At 73.3% G+C, this 26,068-nt stretch carries 21 protein-coding genes and 1 pseudogene; 14 read left to right on the forward strand and 8 right to left on the reverse strand.

The genetic code is table 11. The features are described 5' to 3' along the window. Positions 1 to 375: 375 nt before the first annotated feature. The 3 genes from Saso_RS34755 to Saso_RS34765 are packed head-to-tail and all read left to right on the forward strand — an operon-like array spanning position 376 to position 4,732. Entirely contained in the window at positions 376 to 1,713 is a 1,338-nt protein-coding gene (locus tag Saso_RS34755; protein ID WP_189919761.1) for a hypothetical protein, read from the forward strand. After that, complete coding sequence (locus Saso_RS34760) at positions 1,710 to 3,035, forward strand: hypothetical protein (RefSeq protein WP_189919763.1); 1,326 nt, start codon at positions 1,710 to 1,712, stop codon at positions 3,033 to 3,035. Before Saso_RS34755 ends, Saso_RS34760 begins: the two co-directional genes overlap by 4 nt. Further along, on the forward strand, positions 3,032 to 4,732 hold the full coding sequence (locus Saso_RS34765; protein ID WP_189919766.1) for an Hsp70 family protein: 1,701 nt from the start codon (positions 3,032 to 3,034) through the stop codon (positions 4,730 to 4,732). Before Saso_RS34760 ends, Saso_RS34765 begins: the two co-directional genes overlap by 4 nt. 386 nt (positions 4,733 to 5,118) lie before the next feature. Here the strand turns inward: Saso_RS34765 and Saso_RS34770 are convergent. Next, positions 5,119 to 5,340 (reverse strand): annotated as a pseudogene (locus Saso_RS34770) (tyrosine-type recombinase/integrase); the annotation flags it as partial. Between the two features lie 271 nt (positions 5,341 to 5,611). On the opposite strand from Saso_RS34770, the gene Saso_RS34775 reads away from it, so the two are divergent. After that, on the forward strand, positions 5,612 to 6,094 hold the full coding sequence (locus Saso_RS34775; RefSeq protein WP_189919767.1) for a hypothetical protein: 483 nt from the start codon (positions 5,612 to 5,614) through the stop codon (positions 6,092 to 6,094). 113 nt (positions 6,095 to 6,207) lie between these two features. Here the strand turns inward: Saso_RS34775 and Saso_RS34780 are convergent, their stop codons facing one another. Further along, positions 6,208 to 6,690, reverse strand: coding sequence for a hypothetical protein (locus Saso_RS34780; protein WP_189920588.1), 483 nt, complete (start codon positions 6,688 to 6,690; stop codon positions 6,208 to 6,210). 81 nt (positions 6,691 to 6,771) lie between these two features. Further along, positions 6,772 to 7,308 (reverse strand): hypothetical protein, encoded by a 537-nt coding sequence (locus tag Saso_RS34785; RefSeq protein WP_189920590.1) that lies wholly within the window; start codon positions 7,306 to 7,308, stop codon positions 6,772 to 6,774. Positions 7,309 to 7,366: 58 nt separating this feature from the next. Between Saso_RS34785 and Saso_RS34790 the strand changes: the two genes are divergently transcribed. Then, positions 7,367 to 8,266, forward strand: a complete 900-nt coding sequence (locus Saso_RS34790) for an ANTAR domain-containing protein (RefSeq protein WP_189919769.1) — start codon at positions 7,367 to 7,369, stop codon at positions 8,264 to 8,266. 30 nt (positions 8,267 to 8,296) lie between these two features. Here Saso_RS34790 and Saso_RS34795 read toward each other — a convergent pair whose 3' ends face one another. From Saso_RS34795 to Saso_RS34805, 3 genes are all read right to left on the reverse strand, one after another. Next, entirely contained in the window at positions 8,297 to 9,367 is a 1,071-nt protein-coding gene (locus Saso_RS34795) for a LacI family DNA-binding transcriptional regulator (RefSeq protein ID WP_189919771.1), read from the reverse strand. Positions 9,368 to 9,467: 100 nt separating this feature from the next. Continuing rightward, positions 9,468 to 11,906, reverse strand: coding sequence for a beta-galactosidase (locus tag Saso_RS34800; protein WP_189919773.1), 2,439 nt, complete (start codon positions 11,904 to 11,906; stop codon positions 9,468 to 9,470). After that, positions 11,906 to 13,660 (reverse strand): glycoside hydrolase family 35 protein, encoded by a 1,755-nt coding sequence (locus Saso_RS34805; RefSeq protein WP_189919775.1) that lies wholly within the window; start codon positions 13,658 to 13,660, stop codon positions 11,906 to 11,908. Before Saso_RS34805 ends, Saso_RS34800 begins: the two co-directional genes overlap by 1 nt. Positions 13,661 to 14,013: 353 nt before the next feature. Here Saso_RS34805 and Saso_RS38860 point away from each other — a divergent pair, with 353 nt between their 5' ends. After that, positions 14,014 to 14,346, forward strand: a complete 333-nt coding sequence (locus tag Saso_RS38860) for an acyltransferase family protein (protein WP_268253207.1) — start codon at positions 14,014 to 14,016, stop codon at positions 14,344 to 14,346. Next, positions 14,271 to 15,518, forward strand: coding sequence for an acyltransferase family protein (locus Saso_RS34810; RefSeq protein WP_268253208.1), 1,248 nt, complete (start codon positions 14,271 to 14,273; stop codon positions 15,516 to 15,518). The genes Saso_RS38860 and Saso_RS34810 overlap by 76 nt, the downstream gene beginning before the upstream one ends. Positions 15,519 to 15,875: 357 nt before the next feature. Here the strand turns inward: Saso_RS34810 and ku are convergent, their stop codons facing one another. After that, on the reverse strand, positions 15,876 to 16,994 hold the full coding sequence (gene ku, locus Saso_RS34815) for a non-homologous end joining protein Ku (RefSeq protein ID WP_455712502.1): 1,119 nt from the start codon (positions 16,992 to 16,994) through the stop codon (positions 15,876 to 15,878). A 100-nt stretch (positions 16,995 to 17,094) separates the two neighbouring features. On the opposite strand from ku, the gene ligD reads away from it, so the two are divergent. Further along, entirely contained in the window at positions 17,095 to 17,976 is an 882-nt protein-coding gene (gene ligD, locus Saso_RS34820) for a non-homologous end-joining DNA ligase (RefSeq protein WP_189919778.1), read from the forward strand. A 226-nt stretch (positions 17,977 to 18,202) separates the two neighbouring features. Here ligD and Saso_RS34825 read toward each other — a convergent pair whose 3' ends face one another. Then, positions 18,203 to 19,006, reverse strand: coding sequence for a nuclease-related domain-containing protein (locus Saso_RS34825; RefSeq protein ID WP_189919780.1), 804 nt, complete (start codon positions 19,004 to 19,006; stop codon positions 18,203 to 18,205). A gap of 111 nt (positions 19,007 to 19,117) precedes the next feature. Between Saso_RS34825 and Saso_RS34830 the strand changes: the two genes are divergently transcribed. The 6 genes from Saso_RS34830 (at position 19,118) to Saso_RS34855 (ending at position 26,001) form a co-directional block, all read left to right on the forward strand. Further along, positions 19,118 to 19,627 carry a protein-tyrosine phosphatase family protein gene (locus tag Saso_RS34830; protein WP_189919783.1) on the forward strand — a complete coding sequence of 170 codons (510 nt, stop codon included), beginning with the start codon at positions 19,118 to 19,120 and terminating at the stop codon, positions 19,625 to 19,627. A gap of 403 nt (positions 19,628 to 20,030) precedes the next feature. Next, positions 20,031 to 20,855 (forward strand): hypothetical protein, encoded by an 825-nt coding sequence (locus tag Saso_RS34835; RefSeq protein WP_372442543.1) that lies wholly within the window; start codon positions 20,031 to 20,033, stop codon positions 20,853 to 20,855. Next, positions 20,852 to 22,150 carry an ATP-binding protein gene (locus tag Saso_RS34840; RefSeq protein WP_189919785.1) on the forward strand — a complete coding sequence of 433 codons (1,299 nt, stop codon included), beginning with the start codon at positions 20,852 to 20,854 and terminating at the stop codon, positions 22,148 to 22,150. The genes Saso_RS34835 and Saso_RS34840 overlap by 4 nt, the downstream gene beginning before the upstream one ends. A gap of 70 nt (positions 22,151 to 22,220) precedes the next feature. Continuing rightward, positions 22,221 to 23,036, forward strand: a complete 816-nt coding sequence (locus Saso_RS38995; RefSeq protein WP_307822323.1) for an SH3 domain-containing protein — start codon at positions 22,221 to 22,223, stop codon at positions 23,034 to 23,036. 62 nt (positions 23,037 to 23,098) lie between these two features. Beyond that, positions 23,099 to 24,547 (forward strand): FtsW/RodA/SpoVE family cell cycle protein, encoded by a 1,449-nt coding sequence (locus Saso_RS34850; RefSeq protein ID WP_229901164.1) that lies wholly within the window; start codon positions 23,099 to 23,101, stop codon positions 24,545 to 24,547. Then, complete coding sequence (locus Saso_RS34855) at positions 24,544 to 26,001, forward strand: peptidoglycan D,D-transpeptidase FtsI family protein (protein ID WP_189919787.1); 1,458 nt, start codon at positions 24,544 to 24,546, stop codon at positions 25,999 to 26,001. Before Saso_RS34850 ends, Saso_RS34855 begins: the two co-directional genes overlap by 4 nt. Positions 26,002 to 26,068: the final 67 nt, after the last annotated feature.

Below are 26,068 nucleotides of genomic sequence, written 5' to 3' on the forward strand. Positions count from 1 at the left end.
CGTGAGGAGCTGATCGAACGCGAGCGGCAGCGCCGACTGGCTCTGATCGCGGAGCGGACGTCCGGCTCGCCAACCGCGCCCCCTCCGCAGCCGCGCCCCCAGGGCGCCCTGGCAGGCGAAACCGCGGCGCCCGCCGACCGCCCTGCCCCAGCAGCCGTCCCTGAAGGGTTCCCATCCGAGCCGGCTTGGCAGGCAGCGCAGCAGGCAGCCCGCGCAGCGGCCGCTGCCGCACGGGAGGCCAGCCACCCCTCGCCGCCGCTCGAACACCTCGCCCCGGACACGGATGCCGACCAGCTAGCGCGACTCGTGGTCGCCGCTGCCCTGCCGCTTGCCCCGATTGCCGCTGTCCGCATGCTTGCAGAAGCAGCGGCAGCGATGGAGGCACTCCTCCCGCCGGGCCACGCTGCCCGGGCCCGCGCACTCCTTGCCGACGCCCCCGGTCAAGTAGCCGCCGACTACGGCAGTGCGCCGGGAAGCAGCGCTGACGACGCGTGGCAGGTCTACGCCCACTACGTGCGGCTCACCCAGTACGGCCGGGTGCCGGCCGAAGACCAGCAGCGGCTTGCCCAGCTGCTGCCGCTGCCCGTCGTCGACGACCTCGTCGACGACGGGCACCTGGTACCCCGAGCAGTCCCTGAAGACGGCGACCGCCGCCTCTACCTGCAGGCCCGGCTCACCCCCTCGCAGGTGGACACGGAGGGACTCCTGCGACTTGGATGGGCGCAGGAGCAGGCCCGCCGGGAGTTCCGCCTCCGCCTCGCCCGCGGAGACCTCGCCGTACTCGATGAAGCGCGCGGGCTGACGGACGAGCAGCTCAAGCTTGCTGCGGACCTGGCCAAGGTACGTGCCGCAGGCCGGATCCCCGCCGAGCTGTCCGCCATGAAGTGGCTGTGGCCGGCACTTGAAAGGCTTGCCCCGCAAGCCCCCGTCAACCTCCGCCGCGACAAGGCCTTCGGCAGCTGGTTCGTCGTACGGCGCATGCACCGGGCTCTTCGGGCCGCGCACCGCGAGCAGCTGCTCAACGACCACAGGCGGGCCGACTCCCTGCTCAAGCACGCGCGCAATGACGCCAACGCGCTGCGGGAGATCTGGACGCCCGGCGGATGGGAGGCCAAGAACCTCCTCGCCTACCTCCTGGTACTCAATGCGACCGGAGAGGAGTCCTACGACGAGGCCCTCGAAATGATCAGCCCGGTAGCGGCGGGCGGCGGTCTGCGCGAGGACCAGCTACCCGGCGCAGGCCGCACCCATCTCGAGCACAACCGCACCGTGCTGCGCCAGCTGCAGCGCCACCGCGACGACGACCATCTCCTGAACCCCTATCTCATCCTGGGCGTAGCAGACGGTGCGCCGACGGAGGTGTGGAAGGAGAAGTGGCGGGCTCTGCGCCGCGCGCTCGACGACGACGGCGAAGCCGCAGTCAACCAGGCCAAGGACGCCATTCAGTCCCTCGAGCGGGGCCGGGCCGCCGTAGAGCCCTTCCTCGTACCGCTACTGCCCCCGCGGTGGGCCAACCCCACCGCGGGGGCGGCTGCGACCGGAGCCGGAGCACCGCCGATGCCGCGCCGCACGGCTGCGCCGACGCAGCAGGAGCGGGACTACGCCCGCGACCGCGCAGCACGGGGCATCATCCGTGCCGCCTGCCAGAATGTAGGGCTCCCAGCCGACGCCGCGGCCTTCCCGGCCTCCTTCCCAGAGAGCAGCAACCAGTGAGCGAGAAGTCCCATGGCGGCAGCGGGCCGTCCGCGGGCACCGGCAGGGCGGGACAGCCGCCTGTCAAGGGCAAGGGCCGCCGCACGCAGCCCCAGCGGGCCCAGACAGCGCCGCAGGAGGGGCAGGGCCACGCCGGCCGTGAAGTCGTCGTCCGCATCGGGGACGGCCATCCCCGCTGCGAGGCAGGGACTTTCGACGCCGCCGCCCTCTTGGCATCCGTCCTGGAATCCGTCGAACCAGCGATAACTGAGGGCTTGCGTTCCCTTGAAGGCGCCGCGGCCGACGCAGGCGGCAGCGCTGAAGCGGTGGCGCAGGCCATCCGGGCCGCCGGCCGCCAGCTCGCGGACGCTGTGCGGGCGGGCGTCGTGGATGGCATGAGATCCCGTGACCGCCACCTTGCCCAACTGGCTGTGATCGACCGCGCTGCGGCACAGGCTAGCGCCCTCGCCGAGCTCCAGGAGCGCATCGACCGGGAACTGGCACTAGCAGGGCTGCGCCGCATCTCAGAGGTCACCGACCTGGCCGCGTTCAACCTGGCCGGTGCAACCGGTACCCCCGGCAGCAGCCCCGCGGGCAGCGACGCCTACGAACTGGTCAGTCCCGCCTACGTCGACGCCGAAACCGGGCGCACGATCGAGCGGGGTTGGATCCGCTCCCTGCCCGCAGGCCCGGCTCCGGCGCCCCGAGGCAAGCTCCACGGGTCGGTATCGCGCCCGCACAAGGACCGCCACCGATCCGAGTCCGCCGCCAGCAGCGACGCGCCGCCTGAAGCGGCCGGGCAGCTGCACAGGCACGGCACACAGGAAGAGTTCGCTGCCTACAGCAGCAGGCAGCATCCCGGCGTCCGGGCACGGCCCACCGCCCAAGAGCCTGCAGCCGAAGAGCAGACCGCCCAGCACCAAGAGACGCGCCCAAGCGGGCACTGCACCGCGCCCGGGCCGACCCTTTGCGATGAGCTGCAACCTGAAGGCCACGGCAGCCCCTCTGCGACACAGAGCGATATGCGTCCGGCACCTACAGACCCCCGGCCTACCGCACATCCGCAGTCCCAGCCGGGAGCAGGCCGCGTTGCTGGCACGCGCTTTGGCGGCTCGGGCACCACTGAGCCCGCCACCGAAGCCCTCCGCACCGAACCGGACGCGACCGGGCCCTGCCATCCGGCGCCTCAGGCCCCGTCTTCACCCGGTGCCAGAGCCCGCGGGCGCACCGCCGAGCGGATGCCGGGTGCCATCGGCGGCGTCGCCATGCCCCGACGGTACCGCTTGCAGCAGCCCGGCACCGCGCAGGATTACGACGACCAGCAGCCCAGGAGCACGAGTTGACTTTCGGCATTGATTTCGGCACCAGCAACTCGGTGGTCGCTCGGTCCGACGGCGCCACCACTGAGACCTTGCCGATAGACAGCCACGGCATCCCCGCCCAGTGGCTCCAGCCAGAGTTCGAGGAGCTCTTCCCCTCGGTCCTGGCCGTCCGCGAACTGCAGCGCACCCTCTGCTTCGGCTGGGCGGCCAAGACGGCACCGGGTGAGCCCGTGGACGCGGTCAAGCGGATGCTGGGCACGCGCTCCGCTGGAGCGCAAGAGGGCGATGTGGGAGCGCCAGCCCTCGAGGAGCACCACGTATGGCTGGGCGGCGAGCCCTTCCGCACAACGGCCGCCGCCGCAGCACTCTTCGCCCAGATGAAGACAGCTGCGCAGCGCCAATTCCTGGATTTGTCTGATGCCGTAGTGACCGTTCCGGCCAATGCGACAGGCGGCGCCCGCTACCGGACCCGTGCGGCTGCACGGCTAGCCGGCATCAAGGTCAAGGCCCTGCTCAACGAACCCACGGCCGCTGCCGTCTCCTACACCAACGACATCAACATCCCGGGCCGCTTCCTCATCTTCGACTGGGGTGGCGGCACCATCGATGTCACCGTCCTGCACTACGACGGGAAGTACTTCGAAGAGCTGTCCTCTCGCGGCATCGCGGCGTTGGGCGGGCTGGAATTCGATGAAGCACTGGCCCGGCTCTTCCTTGCCAAACTCGGCCAGCTGCCCGAGCACCTGAGCCCCGAAGAACGCAACCGGTGGCGCCGCGATGTAGAGCTCAAAAAGATCGTCCTACTGCGGCGAGACGCCGACGAAGTGCCCTTTGACCTTCCCGCTCTCGGCAAAACGCTGACGGTCTCGCGAGCCGAGTACCTGGCGTCCGTCTCACCACTGATCGAGCGCGCGATGCAGCCGCTGGAGCAGGCCCTTGACGACGCCGGTATCGCCCCCGGCGGAATCGATACCGTGCTCATGATCGGCGGCACGTCGCAGATCCCCGAAGCACGGGAGGCCGTGGGCCGCATCCTGGGCACCGACCGGATCGTCCCAGCGGAGCTGTGCCATCCCATGACGGCAGTCGCGCGAGGCGCGGCGATCTACTCCGCGGCCTTGGAGGACCCCGACCAGAAGGACCGCTTCAGCCTCGTCACTAGCTACGACCTGGGCACAGCCTTCGACGCCGGCCCCCGTAAGGGCTTCCAGCCCATCATCCGCCGCAACCGCACCCTGATCGCGCGGGGAGGGGGGCGATTTACGCCGTCGCGGCCGGATGCGGTCTCCGTCAACGTGGAGATCATCGAGGGCGAAGCGGGCTACCCGGCAGACAGCGACCGCGCCTTCCCCCTCTCCCACCTCGAAGTCCCGCTGCCGAAGCCAGAGCGGGACCCCGAACGCAATGCGGTGCTGGTGCAGTTCCGCTACGACCACAGCGGCATCCTCGGAGTGAAGGTCACGCACGAGGCCACCAAGACGCCTCTGTTCGACGGCGAAATCGATTCGTTCGGCAAGGACGGCACCCCGCTCCAAGCCGGCCTCAGCGAAGAACTGGTACGGCTGCTGTCCCACTCCGAGGTGCCCTTCCTGGACACCGGGGTCCCCTCGACGAAGGAGGAGGGTCCGGGGCGGGTGGCTGAAGGCAGGCAGGATGCGCCGCAGCCTGCTGCGGACCCGGACCTGTCGGTGAACGGCGTGGCCCAGCAGCGGCTGTGACCCATACGACAGGCAGCATCTGGTGAACGCGGACCATTCGTGGACGGGCGTGCTTCCCGATTAGGGAACCTGCGACCTGACCAGCCAAATGATCAGATACGCACAGGCCCTCCGGAGCCGTGTGCGCAGGTTCGAATCCTGCCGGGGGCACCTTGAATCAGGTGCCCAGAGACCCCGCCACCAGCGCTTTCGCTGAGGACGGGGTCTTGGCGTATGTGCAGGCGGGTGTCGCTCGGAGCGGGCGTATGTCGGAGTCGCGGGCTGTTCGCGGCCAGGCCGCAGGGCAGAAGATCGCGGGTGGAACCCAAGAATCGACGGGCCCCCGGGTCGTAGGCGGATTCAAGGGGCCATCGTGCCGCAGTGCGTATGTCAGAGGCATGTCGCGATCAGGGCCCGTTGGCGGGCTCGTCCTCCTGGCTGTCGTCCTCGCTGAGGAGTTCGGCGATCTGGCGATCGGCGACGTCTTGGCGGCCGTCGAGGCACTTCGCGTAGCGGCTGAGGAGGACGTCGACACTGTTGCCCGCGCGCTCCGCAACCCCGGTGGGGTCGAAGTGGGCGTTGAGCCGCTGGGAGAGCGCCGCGTGCCGCAAGGCGTGGTCGGGAGGCCGCATGTTCGCGCACGAGGTACAGCGACCCCAGCAACCGGCAGCGACCACCACCGGCCGCCAAGCCCTTTCCCGCAGCCTGTATGACCTCCAATGGGCGGTCCCTGCAGAGCTACGGATCGGACGCTCCCCTGTTCTGCGAGCCGACACGCCACAGCAGAAGGGGGCGACTGTCCATGCGGTTCGGTTCTCCGTCCTGCGGGCATGATTGCCGTCTGTTCAGGGGCAACTGCCAAGAGGGGGGCGCCACATGGCGTTCGGGAGCAGCATCGTCATGGATCAGCCGAGAACCATGTTCGCCCACGTGCTGAGTGTGCAGGGGGTCGCGGTGATGGTCACCAATCACCGGGTCCAGCCGCTGCCTTTGCGGCCCGCGGAAGGCAGCAGCACGGGCAAACTCGTCTGCCAGGCATGCGGCCGGCAGTTCCTGGTGACCGTCCACAGCCGCACCCGCACCACCGCCAAGCGAGTCCGCTACTTCGTCCTCGGCCTCGCCGGCCTGGCCCTCGCCGCCCTGCTGCTCTGGCTCACCTTCGACGTCGCCATGCAGCCGGACGGCTCGGACCCCGACATGGACCCGGACATCGCCTCCTGGTTCGTATACACCGGCATACCCGGCGTCCTGCTCCCTCTCCTCGGCCTGGGCTACCTCATCAACGCCCGCACGTACGACGGCGTCGACAAACTCCGCCGCATCGACGAGGACGGCACCGCCTCCATCCGCACCGCAGGGCACAAACTGCTGCCGAGCCGGTAGGAACACGCACCGCCGCAGCACCTCACGGTGTGGGCAGCCTCATCCGCCTGTCTCCTCGGGAGGTGGTAAGGGGCCGTGATCCATCTGTGGACAAGCACCAGCCGTCCGAGGGCTCACAGCTGCCGGCACAGCAGTCGGAACGCCGTGTACAGGGTCAGAGGCCAGACAGCGGCGAACGCCCAGATCACGCCGGGTTCGGAGGTGGTGATGCCGTAGACCATGAGGGTCACGGAGAGCGCGAGCAGCACGGCCACGGTCCACGGGCGCAGGTACCTGTGGAACGCCGGACGGGGGCGGGTCCGTTCACGGCGGCGGAAGAGGCGCGGGCGGCCGGAGGGGTCCGGATGGCCGGAGGGCTCAGGTCGGTCAGGGAGTCCCGACTCGCCAGAGAGGCCCGACCTGCCGGAATGGCCCAAGGCGCCTCGGTCGCCCAAGGGCCCCGGGCCGCTCGCGCGGAGCCTCGGGCTCGACGGCAGGACGAGGGCGGAGCGGCTGAGTCTGCGCAGGCGGCGCTGGAAGCGGCGGTCGCGGCGCAGGACACGCTCCATCTCGTCCAGGATGCGCTGCTCCCGGTCGGGGAGTCGGCCGATCGACACTGTCGCTCCTCTGGGCCTCGCGGTGACCCATTCCGGGTGCCCCGCGTCCGGCGGCCGAATCCCGGGGGCGGGGCGGCGGGGCTACAGGGCGGTCAGGATCTGCGGGGAGAGGTTCTTGATCATCGTGTTGGACCAGCGCGGCTGCCGCAGGGTCTGCGGGTGGCGGGAGGAGGCGAGGGCCGGCAGCGCGTCGTCCCTCCCGGCCGGTACGGCCTGTGCGGCCGGTACGGCCTGTGCGGCCGGTACGGCCTGTGCGGCCTGTACGGCCTGATCCAGCATCTCCCGGTCGGGGGAGTTCTCGGTCGCGGCCAGGTGCAGGTACCGCAGGTCGCGCAGGAGCAGCAGGCCGGCTTCCGGGCGGCGGCTCAGGATCTGTGTCGCCCTCTCCCGGACGGTCGCCCGGCACTTCCCGTCGGACCCGTCGGACCCGCCGGACCAGTCGGACCCGTCGGACCCGTCGGACCAGTCGCCCCCTGGCGAACCCCGCTGCGGAACCCCTCCGCGGCCGTCCGCGATGGCCGGATGCGGGTGGCCGGGCCGGTGCGGCCGGGTTTGTCCGGCACGTTCGCGGATATCAGGTCCCTTCGATGCCTGGCGGCAGAGGTGTGTCCTCGGCATCCCCGGGAGGCGGCCGTCGTGGTCGCCTCGGGCCGTCACGCGGAGGGGAATCCCCGGTATGAGCCAGTTGTCCCAGCACCCGGCCGACGACGGTCCGTGTGCCGAGGCCTCCGCCCCTGCCTGCGCCCCCGCCCCTGCCTCCGCCTCCGCGTCCGGGCAGGGAGACGCGCCGCGGTGGCGGCAGGACGATCTCGATGTGCGCAACCGCCGGTACGGCCACGCCGGGGTCGCCCGCGCGGAGGGCGTTCTGCTGGAGCGCTACGGCCTCGGTTCCACCGACGAGGCGTTCGCGCTGTTGAGAGGTGTCTCCCAGCGGTTCAACATCAAGCTCTCCACCCTCGCCGACGCGGTCGTGCGCACGCCGGCCCCCGACCGGGACGCGAGGCTCTGGTTCCCCCGCCGGGTCCGGCCGGCGCGGCCCGCTCTGCGCGGTCTCCCCGGGGAGGGGAACGGCGCCGGTCAGGGCGCGGTGGTCAAGGCCGCCCTGCACCGGGTGCTGTCGGTGACCCAGACGCCGATGGGCAATGTCCAGCTGGCGGAGGGCGGCCTGCTGCGGATGGCGCGGCACGCCGGTCTCAACAAGTACTTCACGGACTTCTTCGCCTTCGTCGACGGCCCGACCACCTCCTGCGCGCAGGCGGCCGCCCAGCGCCGGCAGGTGACCGTGCGGGACGTGGCGACCGCGGAGGTGTTCGACGAGGCCTCCCGGTACGCCATCCTCCAGACGGGCAGCCGTGCCTCGCACAGCGTTCCGCTGGTGAACCGGGCGGGCGTGCCGATCGGCATGATCTCCTCCCATCACGAGCGGCCGCTGACCGACCTCACCCACGCCCAGCTGGCCGCGCTGCGTCAGACGGGTCACGACGTCGGCCGCTGGCTGGCCTGGCACTGGAACACCGTCGTGCTGGACGCCCTGGAGCACCTGCACTCCACGGTCGGGCGGGGCGTCCGCGGCTGACGGGGCGGCGGCCGGTGGGGCGGGGCCGGCTCAGCGGGGGCGTGCGGTGCTGTGGCGGACGCAGAGCTCGACGGGGACGAGGGTGAGGGGGCTCCCCGGCGCCGACGGGTCGTCGATGCGGTCCAGAAGGATGCGCAGGGAGATCGTGCCGATGTCCGTGAAGTCGGTGCGGACGGTGGTCAGCGGCGGGAGGAAGTGGGCGGCCTCCGGGATGTCGTCGTAGCCGACGACGCTGACGTCCTGCGGTACGCGGCGGCCCGCCTCGTGCAGGGCGCGCAGGACGCCGAGGGCCATCTGGTCGTTCGACACGAACAGCGCGGTGACGTCCGGGTCCTTGGCCAGTTCGCGGCCCAGGTCGTAGCCGGAGTCGGAGCTCCAGTCGCCGGTGAGGGGGGCGTGCACCTCGGCGCCCGCCTCCTCAAGGGTGGCGCGCCAGCTCTCGGCGCGCCGGTCCGCGGAGGTCCAGCCGGTCGGGCCCGCGAGGTGGTGGACCGTGCGGTGGCCGAGGGAGAGGAGGTGCCGGGTGGCCTTGCGGGCGCCGGTGCGGGCGTCCGAGGTGACCATGGGGGTGCCGTCACCGAGGTCGTTGTCCATGACGACCAGGGGGGTGTCGAGCCGGGCCTCCGCGAGGGCCCGGGCGACCCGGATCTGGGGCGCGATCGCGATCACGCCGTCCGCGCCCTCGGCCGACAGCCGGTCGGCGGCCCGCACGACGGTGTCCCGGTCCGCGGTGTCCAGCGCGATCGAGCTCACCAGGTAACCGGCTTCCTGCGCCGCGGTGTTGATCGCGGTGAGGGTGGAGGCGGGGCCGTAGCGGGCCGCGTCGAAGGAGATCACGCCGAGCATGCGGGTACGGCCGCTGGCCAGCGAACGGGCGCTGCTGCTGGGGCGGTAGCCGAGGGTGCGCATGGCCGCCCGGACCGCCTCCCGGGTCTCGGCGCGGACGGCGGGGTGGTCGTTGAGCACCCGGGAGACCGTCTGCTTGGAGACACCGGCCAGTTTCGCGACGTCAGCCATGACCGGGCGCGCGCCGGCGAAGTTGCGTCTGCTGCGTCCCCTGGTCGCCGGGCCGGCCGGGCCGTCGGCGGCGCTTCGGGTCATGGTGGCGGCTTCTTCCTCGGGACTGGTCCGGGACCGGTCGCGGCGGGCCGCCCGGCGGAACCACAGGATAGGCCGGGCGGCCGGGGAAGCGGGGCTCAGGTCAGCCGCTGCCGAGCCGCAGCACCCGGGTGGTGACGCGTTCGGCGTGGCGCAGTTCGGCGGCGCCCGGCGCGGGGGTCACGGGGAGGTGGACGGCCGCGTCGGCGGCGAGGGGCAGGATCCGCACGGTGAGGGGTGCGCCGGGCGGGAGGCGGTCGAGTGCGATGTCCCACGGGCGTCCGGTGAAGAACTGGTCGGCGACCAGCGTCTCCCCCACGTGGGCGCGGGCCACGTCGCCGGTCCAGTGCAGCCGCAGCAGGTCGGCGCCGGGCGGGGTTCCGGTGGGGGACGGCGGGACGTCGACGCGGTAGACGGCAGCCACCGTGTCGTAGTGCTCGTCGGCGGGGGCGCTCGCCCGGCCCTGGACGCCCGTGACGGGCGCCGGTGGCGGGCCCGCGGGACGGATCCGGGTGAGGACCGGGGCGGGTGCGGTGGGCGGCTCCTCGTCGGGTACCGGTGTGTAGCGGGTCAGGGCGCCGTCCCGGCTCTCCCGCACGGTGGCGCCGGTCGCCGTGGGCGGGCGGTGCGGGGCGGGGAGCACGCTGAGGGAGACGGGTGGGGCGGGGGTGTCGGGCCGGTGGGTGCGGGGGTCTTCGTCGCAGGGGGTGCGCGGGTGGACGCGCACCTCGTCGCGGGTGGTGTCGAAGACGACGCCCCCGGCGCACAGGACGAGCCGTTCGGCGCCCCAGGCCTCGCCGCGGTAGGCGGTACGGGCGGTGGCGGCGTCCAGGACGAGCAGGGCGACCCGGTGGCCGTCCGGGGTCTCTGTCTCGACCAGGGCGTCCGTACCGGGGCGCAGGCCGGTGATCAGGAGGCGGTCGTCCGCGGGCACGGCGGTGGCGACCGCGCCGTCCGGGGTGGTGACGGCCGTCACCGTGCGGGCGTCCAGGGCGAGTTCGGGCGGGACGCCGTCCGTGGCGGCGAGCACCAGGACCGTACGGCCGTCGCCGTCCGCGAGGGTGCAGACCGGCTGGGCGGTGGCCCAGTCCAGGCGCAGGCCCGCCACGTCGAGGCGCAGCGGCCAGCAGAAGTAGGCGCCTTCGGGGACGGTGACGGGGGTGCTGGGCAGGGAGAGGGGCGGCGCGTCGGGGAAGGCGACGGTGAACGTCGTGTCCGGGTGGTCCGGGAGCGGTTCGTGCGGCTGGTGGTTGGTGACGAAGAGGAAGCCCGAGGCGCGTCCGTCGGCGCGGACCGCCCAGCGCAGGGTGTCGCGGTCGTGCTGGTCGCGCGGGCGGTCGTCGGGCAGCACCGACCGCATGGGGGCGATCAGTTCACCGAAGTCCGCCAGCAGCAGGTGTTGCAGGCGCAGTTCGTCGTAGGAGGGGCGGTACTGGCCGTACTCGCCCAGCGGCGCCTGGAAGTCGTACGTGAGGACCGGGAGGTCGTTGGGGTAGCCGGTCGCGTGGGACTCCTGGAGGGTGGTGAGTTCTCCGGTGGGGTTGGTGCCGCCGTGGAACATGTAGTAGCCCTGCCAGACCGAGCCGCAGCCGATCTTCGTGAGGCCGAGGGCGCCGACGTCGGCGGCGTCGACCCGGGGGCGGCGGTGGTAGGCGACGGCCATGCCGCCGCCCAGTTCGCAGGTGGCCCACGGGAAGCGGTCCTCGTACGACCGGGGGCGTGCGCCGCCGGTGGCCGTCGGGCGCAGGTCGGCGCCGATGCCCTCGTCGTCGCGCTGGTGGGTGAAGAAGAAGTGCTTGCGGCAGGTGTCGGGCCAGCCGCCGTCGGCCTCGGTCCAGAACGCCTCGGAGTAGCCGCCGAAGAGCGGGAGGAGTTCGTCGCCGGGGAGCCGGACCCCGCCCCAGGCCGTCGAGGTCCACAGGGGGGCGCTGAGGCCGGCTTCCTGGGCCAGGCGTTTCAGGGTGCTCAGGTGGCCGGGGCGGTCGTAGAGCTCGTTCTCGATCTGGATCGCGACGACCGGGCCGCCCGACGCCCGCTCCAGCCCGGCCAGTTGGCGGCCGATCGCCTCGAACCAGGGCCGGACGGCGGCCAGGTAGGCGGGGTCGTCGGTGCGGGTGGCGGCGGTGCGGGCCAGGACCCAGTCCGGCAGGCCGCCGTTGCGGACCTCGGCGTGGGACCAGGGGCCGATGCGGGGCACGAAGTCCAGGCCGTGGCGGGCGCAGAGCCGGGCGAAGCGGCGCAGGTCGCGGTCGCCGTCGAAGCGGATCCGGCCCTCGGTCTCCTCGTGGTGGATCCAGATGACGTAGGAGGCGACGGCCGTGATCCCGCCCGCCTTCATCTTGAGGAGTTCCTCCTCCCAGTGGCGGGCCGGGTGGCGGGAGTAGTGGAACTCGCCGGAGACCGGGAACCAGGGCCGGCCGCCCCTGGTCAGCCAGCGGCCGGTCACCTCGACGGGGTCGGGGACGGCGGGGGCGTCCGTGAACGGCAGGTGGCCGCGCGGCGGAGGTGCCGGGGCGGGCGCGACGCTCGCTGTGTGCCGCATCAGGACGCCGCCGGGCCGAGGTCGGGGGCGTCGGTGAGGTGCGCCTCGGGGGTGATGGTGCCGTGGAGTTCGAGGAGGACGAGGTCGTTGGTGCCGGGGCGCAGGGCGGGGCCGGGGACGTAGAGGGTGCGCTGCGGGCCGCGGTTCCAGTAGCGGCCGAGGTGGAACCCGTTGACCCAGGCCTCGCCCTTGGTCCAGCCGGGCAGGGAGAGGAAGGTGTCGGCGGGGGTCGTCACCTCGAAGGTGCCGCGGTGGAAGGCCGGTTCGGCGCAGGCGGGCGTGGCGGCGGGCGCGAAGCGTGCCGTGGCCGGTACGTCGTCCAGGGGCAGGGCGTACGAGTCCCAGCCGCGCAGGGGTGCGCCGTCGAGGGTGACCGGGCCCAGCAGTCCCTTGGCGGCGCCGATGCGGGGGCCGTAGTTGACGCGGCCCATGTTCTCCACGAGCACCTCGACGACGGCTCCGGCGCGGGGGACGCGGACGGGCAGGGTCTCCTCCCGGCGCTCGCGTTCGAGCACGCCCGCGGGGGCGCCGTCCAGGAAGACCTGGGCGCGGTCGCCGACCCCGCCGGTGAAGTGCAGCAGGCCGGTCCCAGCGGCCGGGGCGGTCGTGCGGTACAGGGTGTATCCGGCGCGCAGGCCGAGGTCGTCGGCGGAGCGGGGGTCGGGTGCGTGCACGGGGCGGTCGGCGAGCGGGAGGAGGGGCGCGCGGTGGGTCAGCCGGACGGTGGCCGGCGGGAGTTTCGGCGAGGGGGCGGGCACCGGTTCGTCGGGGACCGGGGCGTGGCGGGCGATGACCTCGCGGAACGCGTGGTACTTCGGGCCCGGGTCGCCGCTCTCGGTGAGGGGGGCGTCGTAGTCGTAGGAGGTGACCGTGGGGACGTAGGTGTGGTGGTGGTTGGCGCCGTTGGTGCGGCCGAAGTTGGTGCCGCCGTGGAACATGTAGATGTTGACGGAGGCGCCCGCCGCGAGGAGCCGGTCGAGGTCGGCGGCGGCGTCCGCGGCGTCCCGGCCGTGGTGGGGGCCGCCCCAGTGGTCGAACCAGCCGATCCAGAACTCCCCGCACATCAGGGGGCCTTCGGGCTGTGCCTCGCGCAGGCGGGCGAGGGAGCGGTCCACCCGGCTGCCGAACGTGCCGGTGGCGAGGACGCCGGGCAGGACGCCGTTCTTGAGGTGGTCGCCGTCGGTCTGGTCGCAGGTGAAGAGGAGTTCGCCGACGCCGCGTGAGCGCAGGGAGCGTTCGAGGTGTTCGAGGTAGGCGATGTCGTCGCCGTAGGCGCCGTACTCGTTCTCCACCTGCACGGCGATCACCGGTCCGCCCGACGCGGCCAGGTAGGGCAGGAGCGGCGGGAGGAGGAGGTCCAGGTAGCGGTCCACGACCTCGGTGAAGCGGGGGTCGCTGGTGCGCAGGCGGATGCCGGGGTCGGTGGTGAGCCAGTGGGGCAGGCCGCCGCCGTCCCACTCGGCGCAGATGAAGGGTCCGGGGCGCAGGAGGACGTGCAGACCCTCCGCTGCGGCCAGGCGCAGGAAGCGGGGCAGGTCGAGGAGTCCGTCGAGGACCAGCGTGCCGGGTTCGGGCTCGTGCAGGTTCCACGGGATGTACGTCTCGACGGTGTTCAGGCCCATGAGACGGGCCTTGCGCAGCCGGTCGGCCCACTGGTCGGGGTGGACGCGGAAGTAGTGCAGGGCGCCGGAGAGGATGCGGAACGGTTCGCCGTGCAGGAGGAATCCGTCGGGGGTCGTGGTCAGGGCAGGCATACGGGTCCCTTCGTCGGGGGACAACGATGTTACCGGTAACATACGGCTCGTCAAGATGCCGGGGAAGGGCAGGGGAAGGGTCCGGGGAGGGCCCGGGATGGACCTGGGGTGGACCTGGGAGGGCGGGTGGCGAGCCTGACCCGGGACGGCCCCGGGACGGCCCCGGGACGGGCCCCGGACGGGCCGTGCGCGCGCGGGACGCAGGGACGGGCCGCGCGTGGGCAGCCGGGACGGGCTGTGTGCGGGACGCAGGGAGGGGCCGCGCGTGGGCAGCCGGTGTCGTCCCGGGCACGGGTTGGTTGCGACAAGGCCTTTTGCCTGACCGGGAGTCGGCGGGACGCGAGCATCGAGGCATGAGCCGAGACCGGTACGTCGACTTCCTGCGGGCCTGGGCGATCCTGCTCGTGGTCCTCGGGCACTGGCTGATCACCGCGCTGGTCCGGCGGCCGGACGGCACGATCACCGCGCCGGAGCTGCTCGCGACGCTGCCCTGGACGCAGTGGCTGACCCTCGGCTTCCAGATCATGCCGCTGTTCTTCCTCGCCGGCGGGCACGCCGCCGCGGGCTCCTGGTCCCGCGGCGGGCGGCCGGCGGGACCGCCGCGGGGTGGGTGGGCAAGCGGGCGGTGCGCCTGCTGCTGCCCACCGCCGCGTACAGCGGCCTGGTGCTGCTCGCCGTCGGGGTGAGCGCGGCGCTCGGCGTCGACCCCGCCACCCTCGCGCTGGTGGGGTGGGCGATGGCCATGCAGTTCTGGTTCCTGCCGGTGTACCTCCTGATCAGCGCCCTGACGCCGGTCCTGTACGCCCTGCACGAGCGGTGGGGGACGCGCGTCCCCGTGGCCATGGGCGTGGCGGGGTTCGGCGTGGGCGCGCTCGTGGCGGTGGGCGACGCCTCCTCGCGCGGCACGGCCGTCGAGGCGGTCGGGGCGCTCAACTACCTGCTCGTGTGGGGCGTCGTCCACCAGCTCGGCTTCTGCTGGCGGGACGGGCTGCTGGGCGGGCAGGGTCGGCGGGGTGGCGGAGCCCGGCAGGGCGGCACGGCACGGCAGGGTGACGAGGGAAGGCAGGGCGAGGGACCGACGGGGTGGCGGGTGTACGGACGGGCCGCGGCCCTGGCGGCGGGCGGGCTGGCCGGGTTCGCGCTGCTGGTCGGGGCCGGGCCGTTCCCGGTCAGTCTGATCCTGGTGACCGGGCAGGAACCGGGCAACACCGATCCCCCGTCGGCGGCTCTGCTGGCCTGGAGCCTCGCCCAGGTCGGGGTGGCGCTGCTGGTCGCACCGGCCGTGCGGCGGGTACTGGAACGGGCCGGGGTGCGGCGGGCGGTGCGGGTGCTGGGGGCGGGCAGCATGACGCTCTACCTGTGGCACATGCTGCCGGTGCTGATCGTCGCCGCCGCGTTCTATCTGACGGACCTGGCCCCGCAGCCCCGCTACGGCTCACCCGGCTGGTGGGCCCTGCGCGGTCCGTGGCTCCTGGTGCTCGCGGCCGTCCTGGCGGCGGTGGTCCGGGCACTGCGGCCGCTCGAACGGGCGCTGGCGTCCCTCGACGCACGAGTGCGCCCCGGCCCCGGCCTGCGGGGAGCGGCGGCCTGGCGCGTGTGGGCGGGGCTCGCCCTGAGCGGCGGGGCACTGACCTGGTTCGCGGGCCACGGCTTCGCGTACGGCGGCACGTTCCCGGCCTGGCCGGCCGCCGCCCTGGCGGCAGGCACCCTGTGCGCGACGCTCCCGTACGGCCGGGGCGAGCTGCGGGACGGGGCCTCGGACGAGGGTGCGGAGGACGGCACGGCCGGGACGGGCACGTCCGGTGGTCACGCCGGGCAGGCCGTCCGACCTGGCGGGCGCGCCGGACGGGCCGTCTGACCCGGTGGAGGGGCCGGGCGGGCCGCCTGACCCGGCGGGCGCGCCGGACGGGCCGTCTGACCCGGTGGAGGGGCCGGGCGGGCCGCCTGACCCGGCGGGCGCGCCGGACGGGCCACCTGACCCGGTGGAGGGGCCGGGCGGGCCGCCTGACCCGGCGGGCGCGCCGGACGGGCCACCTGACCCGGTGGGGGGGCCGGGCGGGCCGTCTGAACTGGCGAGGGGCCTTACGGCATCCTGCGCGGGCGTGTGCCGGCGGGCGCGTCGGCGAGGGGGCGTGGGTGGGGTGAGGGCCGGCCGGGGAAGCGGACTGCCGGTGGGCGCACCGGGGAGAGGCCGCCGGGGGCAGGCCGGGTGGGGTCAGGCCGTGCGTTTGCGGGGGGCCGCCTTCTTCGCGGCCGTCTTCTTCGTCGCCGTCGCCGCCTTGGACGCCGTCGCCTTCTTCGCGGCGGTCTTCCTGGCCGTGCTCTTCGACGCCGTCGGCTTCTTCTCGGCCCGGGCCGTCTTCGCCGTCGACTTCCTCGGCGCCGCCGCGGTCTTCTTCGCCGTCGACGTGGACTTCTTGCCGCCCGTCCCCTTGGGCGCCGTACGGACGGACCTGCGCTGCGCGAGGCGGGTGACCCCGGCCTCCGCGGCCACCTCGCCCCCCTGCTCCTCCTCTTGCTCCTCCCCCGGCCCCCCGGCCCCGCCGTCCGGCTTCTCGCCCCGCGACTCCTTGGCCGCCCGCACGCTCTTCTCCAGGGCCGCCATCAGGTCCAGTACCTTCCCGCTGGACGGCGGAGCCGGCATCTCGCGGGGTGTCTCGCCGGCCGCCTTCGCCGCCACGACCTCCTCCACGGCCTCGCGGTACTCGTCGTGCAGGTCCTCCAGGTCGACCTCCCCGAGGGTGTCCATCAGGGCGTCCGCGAGGTCGAGTTCCTTGTCGCGGACGGTGACCGAGGTCTCCGGCGCCACGCCCTCCGGTGCGCGGACCTCGTCCGGCCAGAGCAGGCCGTGCATGGCGATGGCGTCGCCGACGACGCGCAGCATCCCGAGGCGCTCGCGGCCGCGCAGGGCGTACTTGGCGATGGCCACCTTGTTGCTGCGCTTCAACGCCTCCCTCAGCAGCGTGTACGGCTTCGCCGCGGGGGCGCCGCCCGCCTGGAGGTAGTAGGAGGCGTCCATCTGGAGGGGGTCGATCCGGTCGGCCGGCACGAAGGCCACGATCTCGATCGTCTTCGCGGTGGGGAGCGGCAGGTGGGACAGATCCTCCTCGGTGATCGGGACGATCGTGCCGTCCGCGTCCTCGTACCCCTTGCCGATCTCCGCCGAGCTGACCTCGTGGTCGTCCAGTTCACAGACCTTGCGGTAGCGGATGCGGCCGCCGTCCTCGGTGTGGATCTGGCGGAACGAGATCGAGTGGTTCTCGGTGGCGTTCACCAGCTTGATCGGGATGCTGACGAGACCGAAGGAGATGGCACCGTTCCAGATGGATCTCACGTGCAGCGCCTTTCCGGCCACAGAGTGCGCCATGAGGGTGTTTCATACGTTTTGACATGAGATGAGGCGATAGCCGGTAATTTCGTGTGATTCTCATCGTATGACGCCGATCACTGAGGTGGAGGGGAGACGGCTCGCGCTCAGCAACCTCCAGAAGGTGCTGTATCCGGCGACCGGCTTCACCAAGGGCGAGGTGCTGCACTACTACGCGACCGTCGCCGACGCCCTGCTCCCTCATCTGCGTGACCGGGCGCTGTCCTTCCTGCGCTATCCGGACGGTCCCGACGGCCAGGTCTTCTTCGCCAAGAACGTGCCGCCGGGGACGCCCGAATGGGTCACCACCGCCCGGGTGCCCCGGTCCGACGGGCCCGCCCGGATGGTGGTCGTGCAGGACCTGGCGAGTCTGGTCTGGGCGGCGAACCTCGTCACGGAGTTCCACACGCCCCAGTGGGTCGTCCAGGAGCCCGAGATCGCCGACCGGCTCGTCCTCGACCTCGATCCGGGCGCGCCCGCGACCGTGGTCGAGTGCTGCGAGGTCGCGGTGTGGCTGCGGGAGCGGCTCGCGGCGGACGGGATCGAGGCGTACCCGAAGACCTCCGGCTCGAAGGGGCTGCACCTGCTGGCGGCGGTGCGCGGGGCGTCCTCCGAACGGGTGACGGAGTACGCGAAGCGGCTGGCGGTGGAGGCCGAGGAGGCGATGCCCGGGCTGGTGGTGCACCGGATGACGCGGAGCCTGCGGCCGGGGAAGGTGTTCGTGGACTGGAGCCAGAACGCGGCACGCAAGACGACGGCCGCGCCGTACACGCTGCGGGCGCGGGCCGAGCCGGCGGTGTCGGCGCCCGTCACCTGGGACGAGGTCGCTCGGTGCCGGTCCGCGGACCCGCTCGCCTTCCTGGCCGCGGACATCGCCCCGCGCCTCCAGGACCACGGCGACCTGCTCGCCCCGGTGCTCGACGCGGACCGGGCCGGGTCGGTGCCGTGAGGAAGCACCGGGGGGGCGCCACCGGGCACCAGGAACCGCCGGGGAGCACCCGGGGGCACCAGAGACCGCCGGGGAGCGCCCGGGGGGCACCAGGGACCGCCGGGGAGCGCCCCGAGCGCAGGTCCCCTCTGCCCGGCCTGCGGGCCGACGCCGCTCCTTCCGGGCCGCGCCCTCGGGGGGTGTCCGCCACCCTCCAAGGGCTGGTCCAGGGGCTGTCCGACACCCCTTAGACCCTGGTCCACGTCCCCCGGTCGCGGGCCATCGCGTGCAGCGCCTCCACGTCCGCCGGCTTCAGCACACCGCCGAGCCGGGCCAGCCCGCCGATCTCGCCGTCGCGCAGGACGCGCACCTCACGCGCCGGGACGGTCACCAGGGCGTCCGCCGCGCCGACCAGGACCAGCACGGGCCGGACCTCGGCGGTCAGGGCGTGGGAGGCGCGGTCGGCGTCGGCGCGCACCCGGCGCAGCAGCGGCTGCGGGTCCCGGCGGCCCAGGGCGACCAGCGGGTCGGCGACCCTGACCCGCTGCTTACGGGCGTACAGCGCGTGGATCGCGAAGAGGCCGCCCGGGCCGATGGCCAGGTGGTGCACACGGTCCCCGCCGGGCAGGGGCAGGGAGTGCACCGTGCGCCATCCCGCGCCGTCGAGGCGGTCCAGGGCCTCGCCGACCGTCTGCTCGGCCGCCAGAGCGCGGCGGCGCGGGTCGGCCCGCAGCCGGTGGGCGGGGCCGGGGTCGCGGTCCAGGTCGACCAGCAGAGCCTCACCCGGGCGGTTCGGCGCCAGGTCGTCGTCCGGATGGAGGGAGAGGCGGGCCAGTTCCGCGGGGGTGGGCACCGGGGGCGGGCCCACCGTCACGGGGCCGGTGATGAAGGGACCCAGGACCTCGAGGACGGCCTCCCTGCGGTCGTCCCCGATCAGGTTGATCCTGGCCGCCTCACGGTCGTACCAGGCGATGTTCCTGCCGTCCTTGAGACAGACGTAGAGCCGCTCCTGGCCATGCCGCCAGGCCGGTACGACACGCAGTCCGTTCATGCAGCACCACCCCTATGACCATGGGAACAGGAGGGGCGCCGCGGGGCAAGAAGGCGGTTAGTCCCCGGACGAGTTGGGCAGGGACCGGACAGCGCGTTTGGGGAGGCGCCGTTGCGGACCCGCAGGAAGCAGTCCGACGTACCGGTTCCGGACCGTCCGTGGAGCGAGATCGTGCCCGGCCTGTGGATGGGCGGCCATGAGTTCCGGGGGCGTTCGGGGGCGGTGGAACCCGCCGTGGTGCGGGCCGAGTTCGATCTCGTCCAGACGCTGACCCGCGCCCGTCCGGGGCACGGGCCCGACCCCGGCGTACGGCACCACGTGTGGCCGATTCCGGACGGTCCGCTGGACGGTACGCAGCTGGCCGGGGTGATCCGGCTGGCGCGGGCCGCCGAGGAGGCGATGGACGACGGCCGCACGGTCCTCGTCCGCTGCTACAGCGGCTACAACCGGTCCGGCCTGGTCGTCGCCCACGCGCTGGCCCGCCGGGGCCACTCGGCCGAGGCGGCGATCCGGCTGATACGGTCACGGCGCTCGCCGTGGGCCCTGCACAACGAGCTGTTCGTGGAGTACCTGCGGGCGGGGCTGACGACGGCCAGACTCTTGGAGGAACTGGCCGAATAATCGTTTCACCATGATCCGTCACCATCCGTCACCATCCGTCACCTTCCGCCGCGATCAGAGCCCGGACCTCGTCGGCGCTCACCGGTACGCAAAACGGACTTCCTTACGAATAAGGTGAACGGGTCTGACACCGTCGCGACCCAGAGGAGTCCCAGGAGTCCCCGTGCCCCGCACCCGCCCCGTCCGTCCCACCGGCCCCACCGGCTCCGGCGGCCCCACCGGCGCCCCGCGCCCCTCCGGTCCCGCGAGCCTCTTGAGGGCTGCACGCGTCTCCGGGATCTCGCTCATCGACGCCATGCGCTCTTTCGGGGCGGCGCGCTCGCCCGAGGCGGTGCGTTCTTCCGGGGCCGTGCGCTCCTCCGAGGCGGCCTGCTCCTCCCGGGCGGCGGGCCGTTCGGAGGCGGTGCGCCGCTCGGGGACCGCGGGCCGTTCGGGGACCGCGCGGCGCGGGTCGGCCGCCGTCGGTGTCGTGCTGCTGGCCTCGCTCGCCGTGGGCTGCGGTGACGCCGGTGACCTCCAGGGCGCGGGGGCGACCCCGACCGCCGTCAGCCCGGACAAGCTGTGGCCGGATCTGACGCCCGCGTCCAGTCCCGCCTTCGACATCGGCGAGGTGGACACCGAGGTCGTCAAGGGCATCAAGGTGCCCGGCGGCGGCATCCGCGAGGTGGACCCCGTGGCGGTCGTGCGCGCGGAGATCGCCGCGAACCCGGGCGACTACGGCGCCGGCGCCTACTACGAGACCGCCCGCCGGATGGCCGACTGCGGCAAGAGCGGGGCCGCGGGATCGCGGTGCCCCGTGCTCAAGGCGTACTACCGGGACCTCACCGGCGACGGCCACGACGATCTGACGCTGGGCTTCCGGCAGCTGCCCGGCAACCTGACGGCCGTACGCGTCTACACCGTCCGCAAGGACCGACTCGTGAAGGTCATGGCCTACGAGGACGCCGTGAGCTCGGTCGAGCTGGCCGGGCGGTCCGTGATCATCCGGGCGCCCTCGGAGGTCGCCGGGTACGAGTACCGGCTCCAGTGGACCTGGGACCCGCAGCAGCGGGCGATGCTGCTCACCCACGACGAGATGCTGCGCGCCGGGAACCGCAAGCACGCGCCCCGGCCCCACGTCTCCAAGGGCCCCCACGCCTCCACGAGTCCTCGCCCGGCTTCCTCCAGCCCCGGGCCTTCCCCCACCTCCGCCCCGGATTCCGCTTCCGGCTCCGCGAGCGGCCGATGAGGCTCGCGTTCCCCTCGTGGGCCGGCACGCTCGCCGTGAAGGCCGCCGCGTTCATCACGGTGATGTGCTGCGCGCTGGCCGCCCTGCTCGGCATCCTGGTGCACGTCTCGGTGACGAACCAGACCGTCGGTCAGGCCCGTGACCTCGCGCTGTCCCGGCTGAAGGACGCGACGACCGCCTTCGAGGCCGGTGACACCCCCGGGTGGGGCGCGAGCCTCGACCCGCCGGGCCTGCCGGCGTCGCTGCGGACGCTGGCGCTGTCCGGGGAGCGCGGCACGATGGTCGCCGACCACGAAGGGCGCCCCACGATGTGGGCTGCGGGCCCGGCCGACGGGGGACGCGCCCTCGCCGTCGGCGTCGACTACTCGCAGAGCGCCCGCACGATCGAGGCCCTCGACACCGCGATCCTGTGGTCGTCGGTCCTGGCCATCGGCGCGACGCTGCTGGTCGGCGCGGTCGCGGTGACCCGGGTGACCCGGCGGCTGCACGCCACGGCCCGGGTGGCCCGGCGGATCACCGCCGGCGATCTGGACGCCCGGGTGGACGACTCCCGGGCGAGGGAGCCGGGCCGGCCGCAGGACGAGGTGGGCGCGGTCGCCGTCGCGCTGGACTCCATGGCGTCCTCGCTCCAGGGCAAGCTGCTGAGCGAGCAGCGGTTCACCGCCGACGTGGCGCACGAGCTGCGCACTCCGCTGACCGGGCTGCACGCGGCGGCGGAACTGCTGCCGCCCGGACGGCCGACGGAGCTGGTCAGGGACCGGGTGGCGGCACTGCGCACGCTGACCGAGGACCTGCTGGAGATCTCCCGTCTGGACACCGGACGGGAGCGGCTGGAACTGGACACCGAGGCGCTGGGCGCGCTGGCGCTGCGGGTGGTGCGGGCGGCCGGTGCCCCGGACGCCGAGGGCGCCCCGGCGACCGAGGTGAGGATCGTGCGGGACGCGCGCGTGGAGACCGACCGGCGGCGTCTGGAGCGGGTGCTGGGCAATCTGCTCGCCAACGCGCACCGGCACGGGCGGCCGCCCGTCGTGCTGAGCGTGGACGGTCCGGTGGTGACCGTGCGGGACCACGGGGACGGCTATCCGGACTACCTCCTCACGCACGGGCCGCAGCGGTTCCGCACCGAGGGCGGGGCGAAGGGGCACGGGCTCGGGCTGACGATCGCTGCGGGCCAGGCGGAAGTGCTGGGAGCGCGGCTGACGTTCGCCGACGCGCCGGACGGCGGCGCGGTGGCCACGCTGACGCTCCCTCAGAGCCCGCCCGCCGGGAGCGGCCCTCCCGATGGCGCAGCGTGACGGGCGACCCGCGTGAACCGCTCCTAATGTGGCGATTAGTCAGCTTCACCCTCTTCATGGAGGTATCGCCATGCCCCTGCGTACCGCTCTCACTCGTCTCGCCATAGTCACCGCAGCCGGTGCCCTCACCCTCACCGCGACCGTCACCCCGGTGCTCGCCGACGACTGGGACGGCCAGGACGACGCCGTCAGCAGCCAGGACGACGGCTCGTACGACTGGCAGAACCAGGGCGGCGACGGCCAGAGCGGCACCGCACAACAGCAAGGCCAGACCCAGGGCAACGGCCAGAACCAGGGCCAGGGCCAAGGTCAGACACAGGGCCAGGGCCAGACCCAGGGTCAGGGCCAAGGCCAGACGCAGAGCCAAGGTCAGCCCCAGGGCCAAGGCCGACCCCAAGGCCAGAACCAGAACCAGGGTCAGGGCCAGAACCAGACCCAGGGCCAGGGCCAGGGTCAGGGTCAGAACCAGGCCAACGGTGTCGGTCAGGGTAACCAGAACGCGCCCTGGCAGTCCGGGGGCACCGGCACCTGGCAGAACGGCAACGGCAACGGCAACGGCAACGGCACCAGCACCTGGCAGAACGGTGGCGGTGGCGGTGGCGGCGACAACTGGCAGAACGGCGGCGGCAACCAGGGCGGCCACAACGACGCGCGCCGCTACCGCGGACGCGTCACCGCGGGCGAACTGCTGCTGCGCAGCGCGCCCACCCGCGCCAGCCAGGTGATCCGGGTGGTCCGCCGCGGCCAGATCGTCTCCATCTTCTGCCGGACCCCCGGACAGAAGGTGCAGGGCAACTCCGTGTGGTACCTGCTCACGGACGGCACCTGGGCCTGGGGTTCCGCACGGTACATCCAGACGATCGGGACGACGCCCCGCTGGTGCTGACCCGATACCGACACCGAAGCGTCCGAGGCTCACAAAGAGCCATGTTTAGGTAGGTTCCGGACATGACGAAAGCCGGAGTCGGGGCGAGGGCGGGAGCCGGTGCCACCGTGGCGGCGGCCGACGCCCCCGCCCCCGCGGCGCGTCTCCCCCGGCGCCGCGGCGTCGAACTGTCCCTCATCGTCCTGGCCGTACTGCTCTGCGTCTACGGCTACTGCGCCGTCGGTCTGGCCAAGACCGGCACCGTCCCGCCCGGCGCCGCCGGTTACGGCGCCGGGCTCGGCGTGCTCGCGCTGCTGGCGCACCTCGCGGTGCGGCTGCGCGCCCCGTGCGCCGACCCGCTGCTGCTGCCCATCGCCGTGCTGCTCAACGGGATCGGCCTGGTGCTGATCTACCGCCTCGACCTGGAGACGCCGCACGACCGGGCGGCGCCCACCCAGCTGGTGTGGTCCACGCTGGGCGTGGCGCTGTTCATCCTGGTCGTGGCGGCGCTGCGCGACCATCGCGAGCTCCAGCGGTACGCGTACCTGTGCGTGGTGGCCGCGCTCGCCCTGCTCGCCCTGCCGATCCTCTTCCCCGCCGTGAACGGTGCCCGGATCTGGATCCGGATCGCCGGGTTCTCCATCCAGCCGGGCGAGTTCGCCAAGGTGCTGCTCGCGGTGTTCTTCGCCGCTTACCTGGCGGCCAACCGCACGGCGCTGACGTACGCGGGCCGCAGGTTCTCGCGCTTCGACCGCTTGCAGCTGCCCACCGGGCGGGTGCTGGGTCCCATCGTCACGATCTGGCTGCTCAGCGTCGGCGTGCTGGTCCTGGAGCGGGATCTCGGCACGTCGCTGCTCTTCTTCGGGCTGTTCGTGGTCATGCTCTACGTCGCCACGGGCCGCACCGGCTGGATCGCCGTCGGTCTGCTGCTCGCCTCGCTCGGCGCGGTCGCCGTGGGCCGCCTGGAGCCGCACGTGCACAGCAGGGTCGAGGACTGGCTGCATCCGTTCGCGACGATCGAGGCGGGTCAGGGCGCCAACCAGCTCGCGCAGTCGCTGTTCTCCTTCGCGGCCGGCGGGGTGACCGGCACCGGGCTCGGCCTCGGCCACTCGGTCCTCATCGGCTTCGCCGCGAAGTCGGACTTCATCCTGGCGACGGCGGGCGAGGAGCTGGGGCTCGCGGGCCTGTCGGCGCTCTTCCTCCTGTACGGCCTGCTGGTCGAGCGGGGCTACCGGACGGGGCTGTCCCTGCGCGACCCGTTCGGCCGGCTGCTGGCGACCGGTCTCGCCTCGATCGTGGCGCTCCAGGCGTTCGTGATCGCGGGCGGGGTCACCGGCCTGATCCCGCTGACCGGTATGGCGATGCCGTTCCTCGCGCAGGGCGGTTCCTCGGTCGTCACCAACTGGGCGATCGTGGCGCTTCTGATCCGGGTGAGCCACTCGGCGAGGCGGCCCGGCCGGACACCGTCCGACGCCCCGCGGGACGAGCCGCACGGCACGCCGGGCGACAAGATCTCCGGGAGGTCCGGTTGACCCGGCACATCCGGCACGCCGCCGCGTTCTGCGCCCTGCTGCTGGTGGCGCTCCTGGCCAACGCCCTGCGCGTCCAGGTCGTCCAGTCCGGCACCTACGACGGCAACCCGGCCAACCGGCGTGACGCCATCGCCCGTTACGCCCAGCCGCGCGGTGACATCCTGGTCGGCGGGGTTCCCGTGACCGGCTCCCGGGACACCGGCGAGCAGCTGCGCTACGAACGCACCTACCGCGACGGGCCGTTGTACGCGCCGGTGACCGGCTTCGCCTCCCAGGTGTACGGGACGACGTTCCTGGAGCACGCCGGGGACGACGTGCTGTCAGGGGCGGATCCGCTGCTCTCGGCGTTCCCGCTGTGGAACGACGTGACCCGCGGCCGGCCCCCCGGCGGCAACCTGGTGACGACCCTGAACCCCGCGGCCCAGCGCGCCGCCTACGAAGGGCTGGACGGGCGCAAGGGCGCCGTCGCGGCGATCGAACCGTCGACGGGACGGGTGCTGGCGCTGGTGTCCAGTCCCTCGTACGACCCTGCGGTGCTGTCCGGGAACGACGCGGGGGCCGCGCGGGCCTGGGCGCGGCTCAACGGCGACCCCGACCGGCCGATGCTCAACCGGGCGGTGCGGCAGACGTATCCGCCCGGGTCGACGTTCAAGGTGGTCACCGCGGCGGCGGCACTGGACGCGGGTGTCGTCACCGACCTCGACGCGGCCACCCGCTCCCCCGATCCCTACCGGCTGCCCGGGACGACGACACGGCTGACGAACGAGGGCGAGGGCTGCGAGGACGCTCCGCTGCGGGACGCCTTCGAGTGGTCGTGCAACACGGTGTTCGCGAAGCTCGGGGTGGACACGGGGCTGGCGCGGATGACCCGGACCGCGCAGGCGTTCGGTTTCAACGACACGGACGTGCGGATCCCGTTCGCCGTCGCGCCGAGCACCTTCGACACCTCGCTCGACCGGGCCCAGCTGGCGCTGTCCTCGATCGGCCAGTTCAACACGCGGGCGACCCCGCTCCAGATGGCGATGGTGTCGGCGGCCGTGGCCGACGGGGGGCAGGTGCGGACGCCGTACCTGGTGGAGCGGACGACGCGGCAGGGCGGCGCCACTGTGGCCACGGCGGGTTCACGGCCGTCGCGCCAGGCGATGTACCCCTCGACGGCGCGGCGGATGCGGGAGCTGATGGAGGGCGTGGTGCGGGAGGGCACCGGCACGAACGCGGCGATCCCCGGCGCGGTCGTCGGCGGCAAGACCGGCACCGCCCAGCACGGCGTCGGCAACGCCGGCATCCCGTACGCCTGGTTCGTCTCCTGGGCGCGCGGCGAGCGGGACGTGGAGCCCAGGGTCGCGGTCGCGGTGGTGGTGGAGGACGGGTCGGCGCGCCGCGGGGACATCACCGGTGGCGGCATGGCGGCGCCGATCGCGCGTGCCGTGATGGAGGCGGTGCTCGGCTCGTGAGACCGCCGGCCGGTCCCGTCGGTGCGGCGGGATGTGCCGGTTCGTCCCGGCGCCGGCCCTTCGCCGC

It is taken from the genome of Streptomyces asoensis, assembly GCF_016860545.1.
Taxonomy (GTDB): domain Bacteria; phylum Actinomycetota; class Actinomycetes; order Streptomycetales; family Streptomycetaceae; genus Streptomyces; species Streptomyces asoensis.

Excerpts from the sequence above, each read along its gene's own strand:
- Saso_RS34755 (WP_189919761.1), top strand. The coding sequence starts at position 376 with ATGGAGGCACTCCTCCCGCCGGGCCACGCTGCCCGGGCCCGCGCACTC.
- Saso_RS34775 (WP_189919767.1), top strand. The coding sequence starts at position 5,612 with ATGGATCAGCCGAGAACCATGTTCGCCCACGTGCTGAGTGTGCAGGGG.
- Saso_RS34785 (WP_189920590.1), bottom strand. The coding sequence starts at position 7,308 with ATGCCGAGGACACACCTCTGCCGCCAGGCATCGAAGGGACCTGATATC.
- Saso_RS34790 (WP_189919769.1), top strand. The coding sequence starts at position 7,367 with ATGAGCCAGTTGTCCCAGCACCCGGCCGACGACGGTCCGTGTGCCGAG.
- Saso_RS34795 (WP_189919771.1), bottom strand. The coding sequence starts at position 9,367 with ATGACCCGAAGCGCCGCCGACGGCCCGGCCGGCCCGGCGACCAGGGGA.
- Saso_RS34800 (WP_189919773.1), bottom strand. The coding sequence starts at position 11,906 with ATGCGGCACACAGCGAGCGTCGCGCCCGCCCCGGCACCTCCGCCGCGC.
- Saso_RS34805 (WP_189919775.1), bottom strand. The coding sequence starts at position 13,660 with ATGCCTGCCCTGACCACGACCCCCGACGGATTCCTCCTGCACGGCGAA.
- Saso_RS38860 (WP_268253207.1), top strand. The coding sequence starts at position 14,014 with ATGAGCCGAGACCGGTACGTCGACTTCCTGCGGGCCTGGGCGATCCTG.
- ligD (WP_189919778.1), top strand. The coding sequence starts at position 17,095 with ATGACGCCGATCACTGAGGTGGAGGGGAGACGGCTCGCGCTCAGCAAC.
- Saso_RS34825 (WP_189919780.1), bottom strand. The coding sequence starts at position 19,006 with ATGAACGGACTGCGTGTCGTACCGGCCTGGCGGCATGGCCAGGAGCGG.
- Saso_RS34840 (WP_189919785.1), top strand. The coding sequence starts at position 20,852 with ATGAGGCTCGCGTTCCCCTCGTGGGCCGGCACGCTCGCCGTGAAGGCC.
- Saso_RS38995 (WP_307822323.1), top strand. The coding sequence starts at position 22,221 with ATGCCCCTGCGTACCGCTCTCACTCGTCTCGCCATAGTCACCGCAGCC.
- Saso_RS34850 (WP_229901164.1), top strand. The coding sequence starts at position 23,099 with ATGACGAAAGCCGGAGTCGGGGCGAGGGCGGGAGCCGGTGCCACCGTG.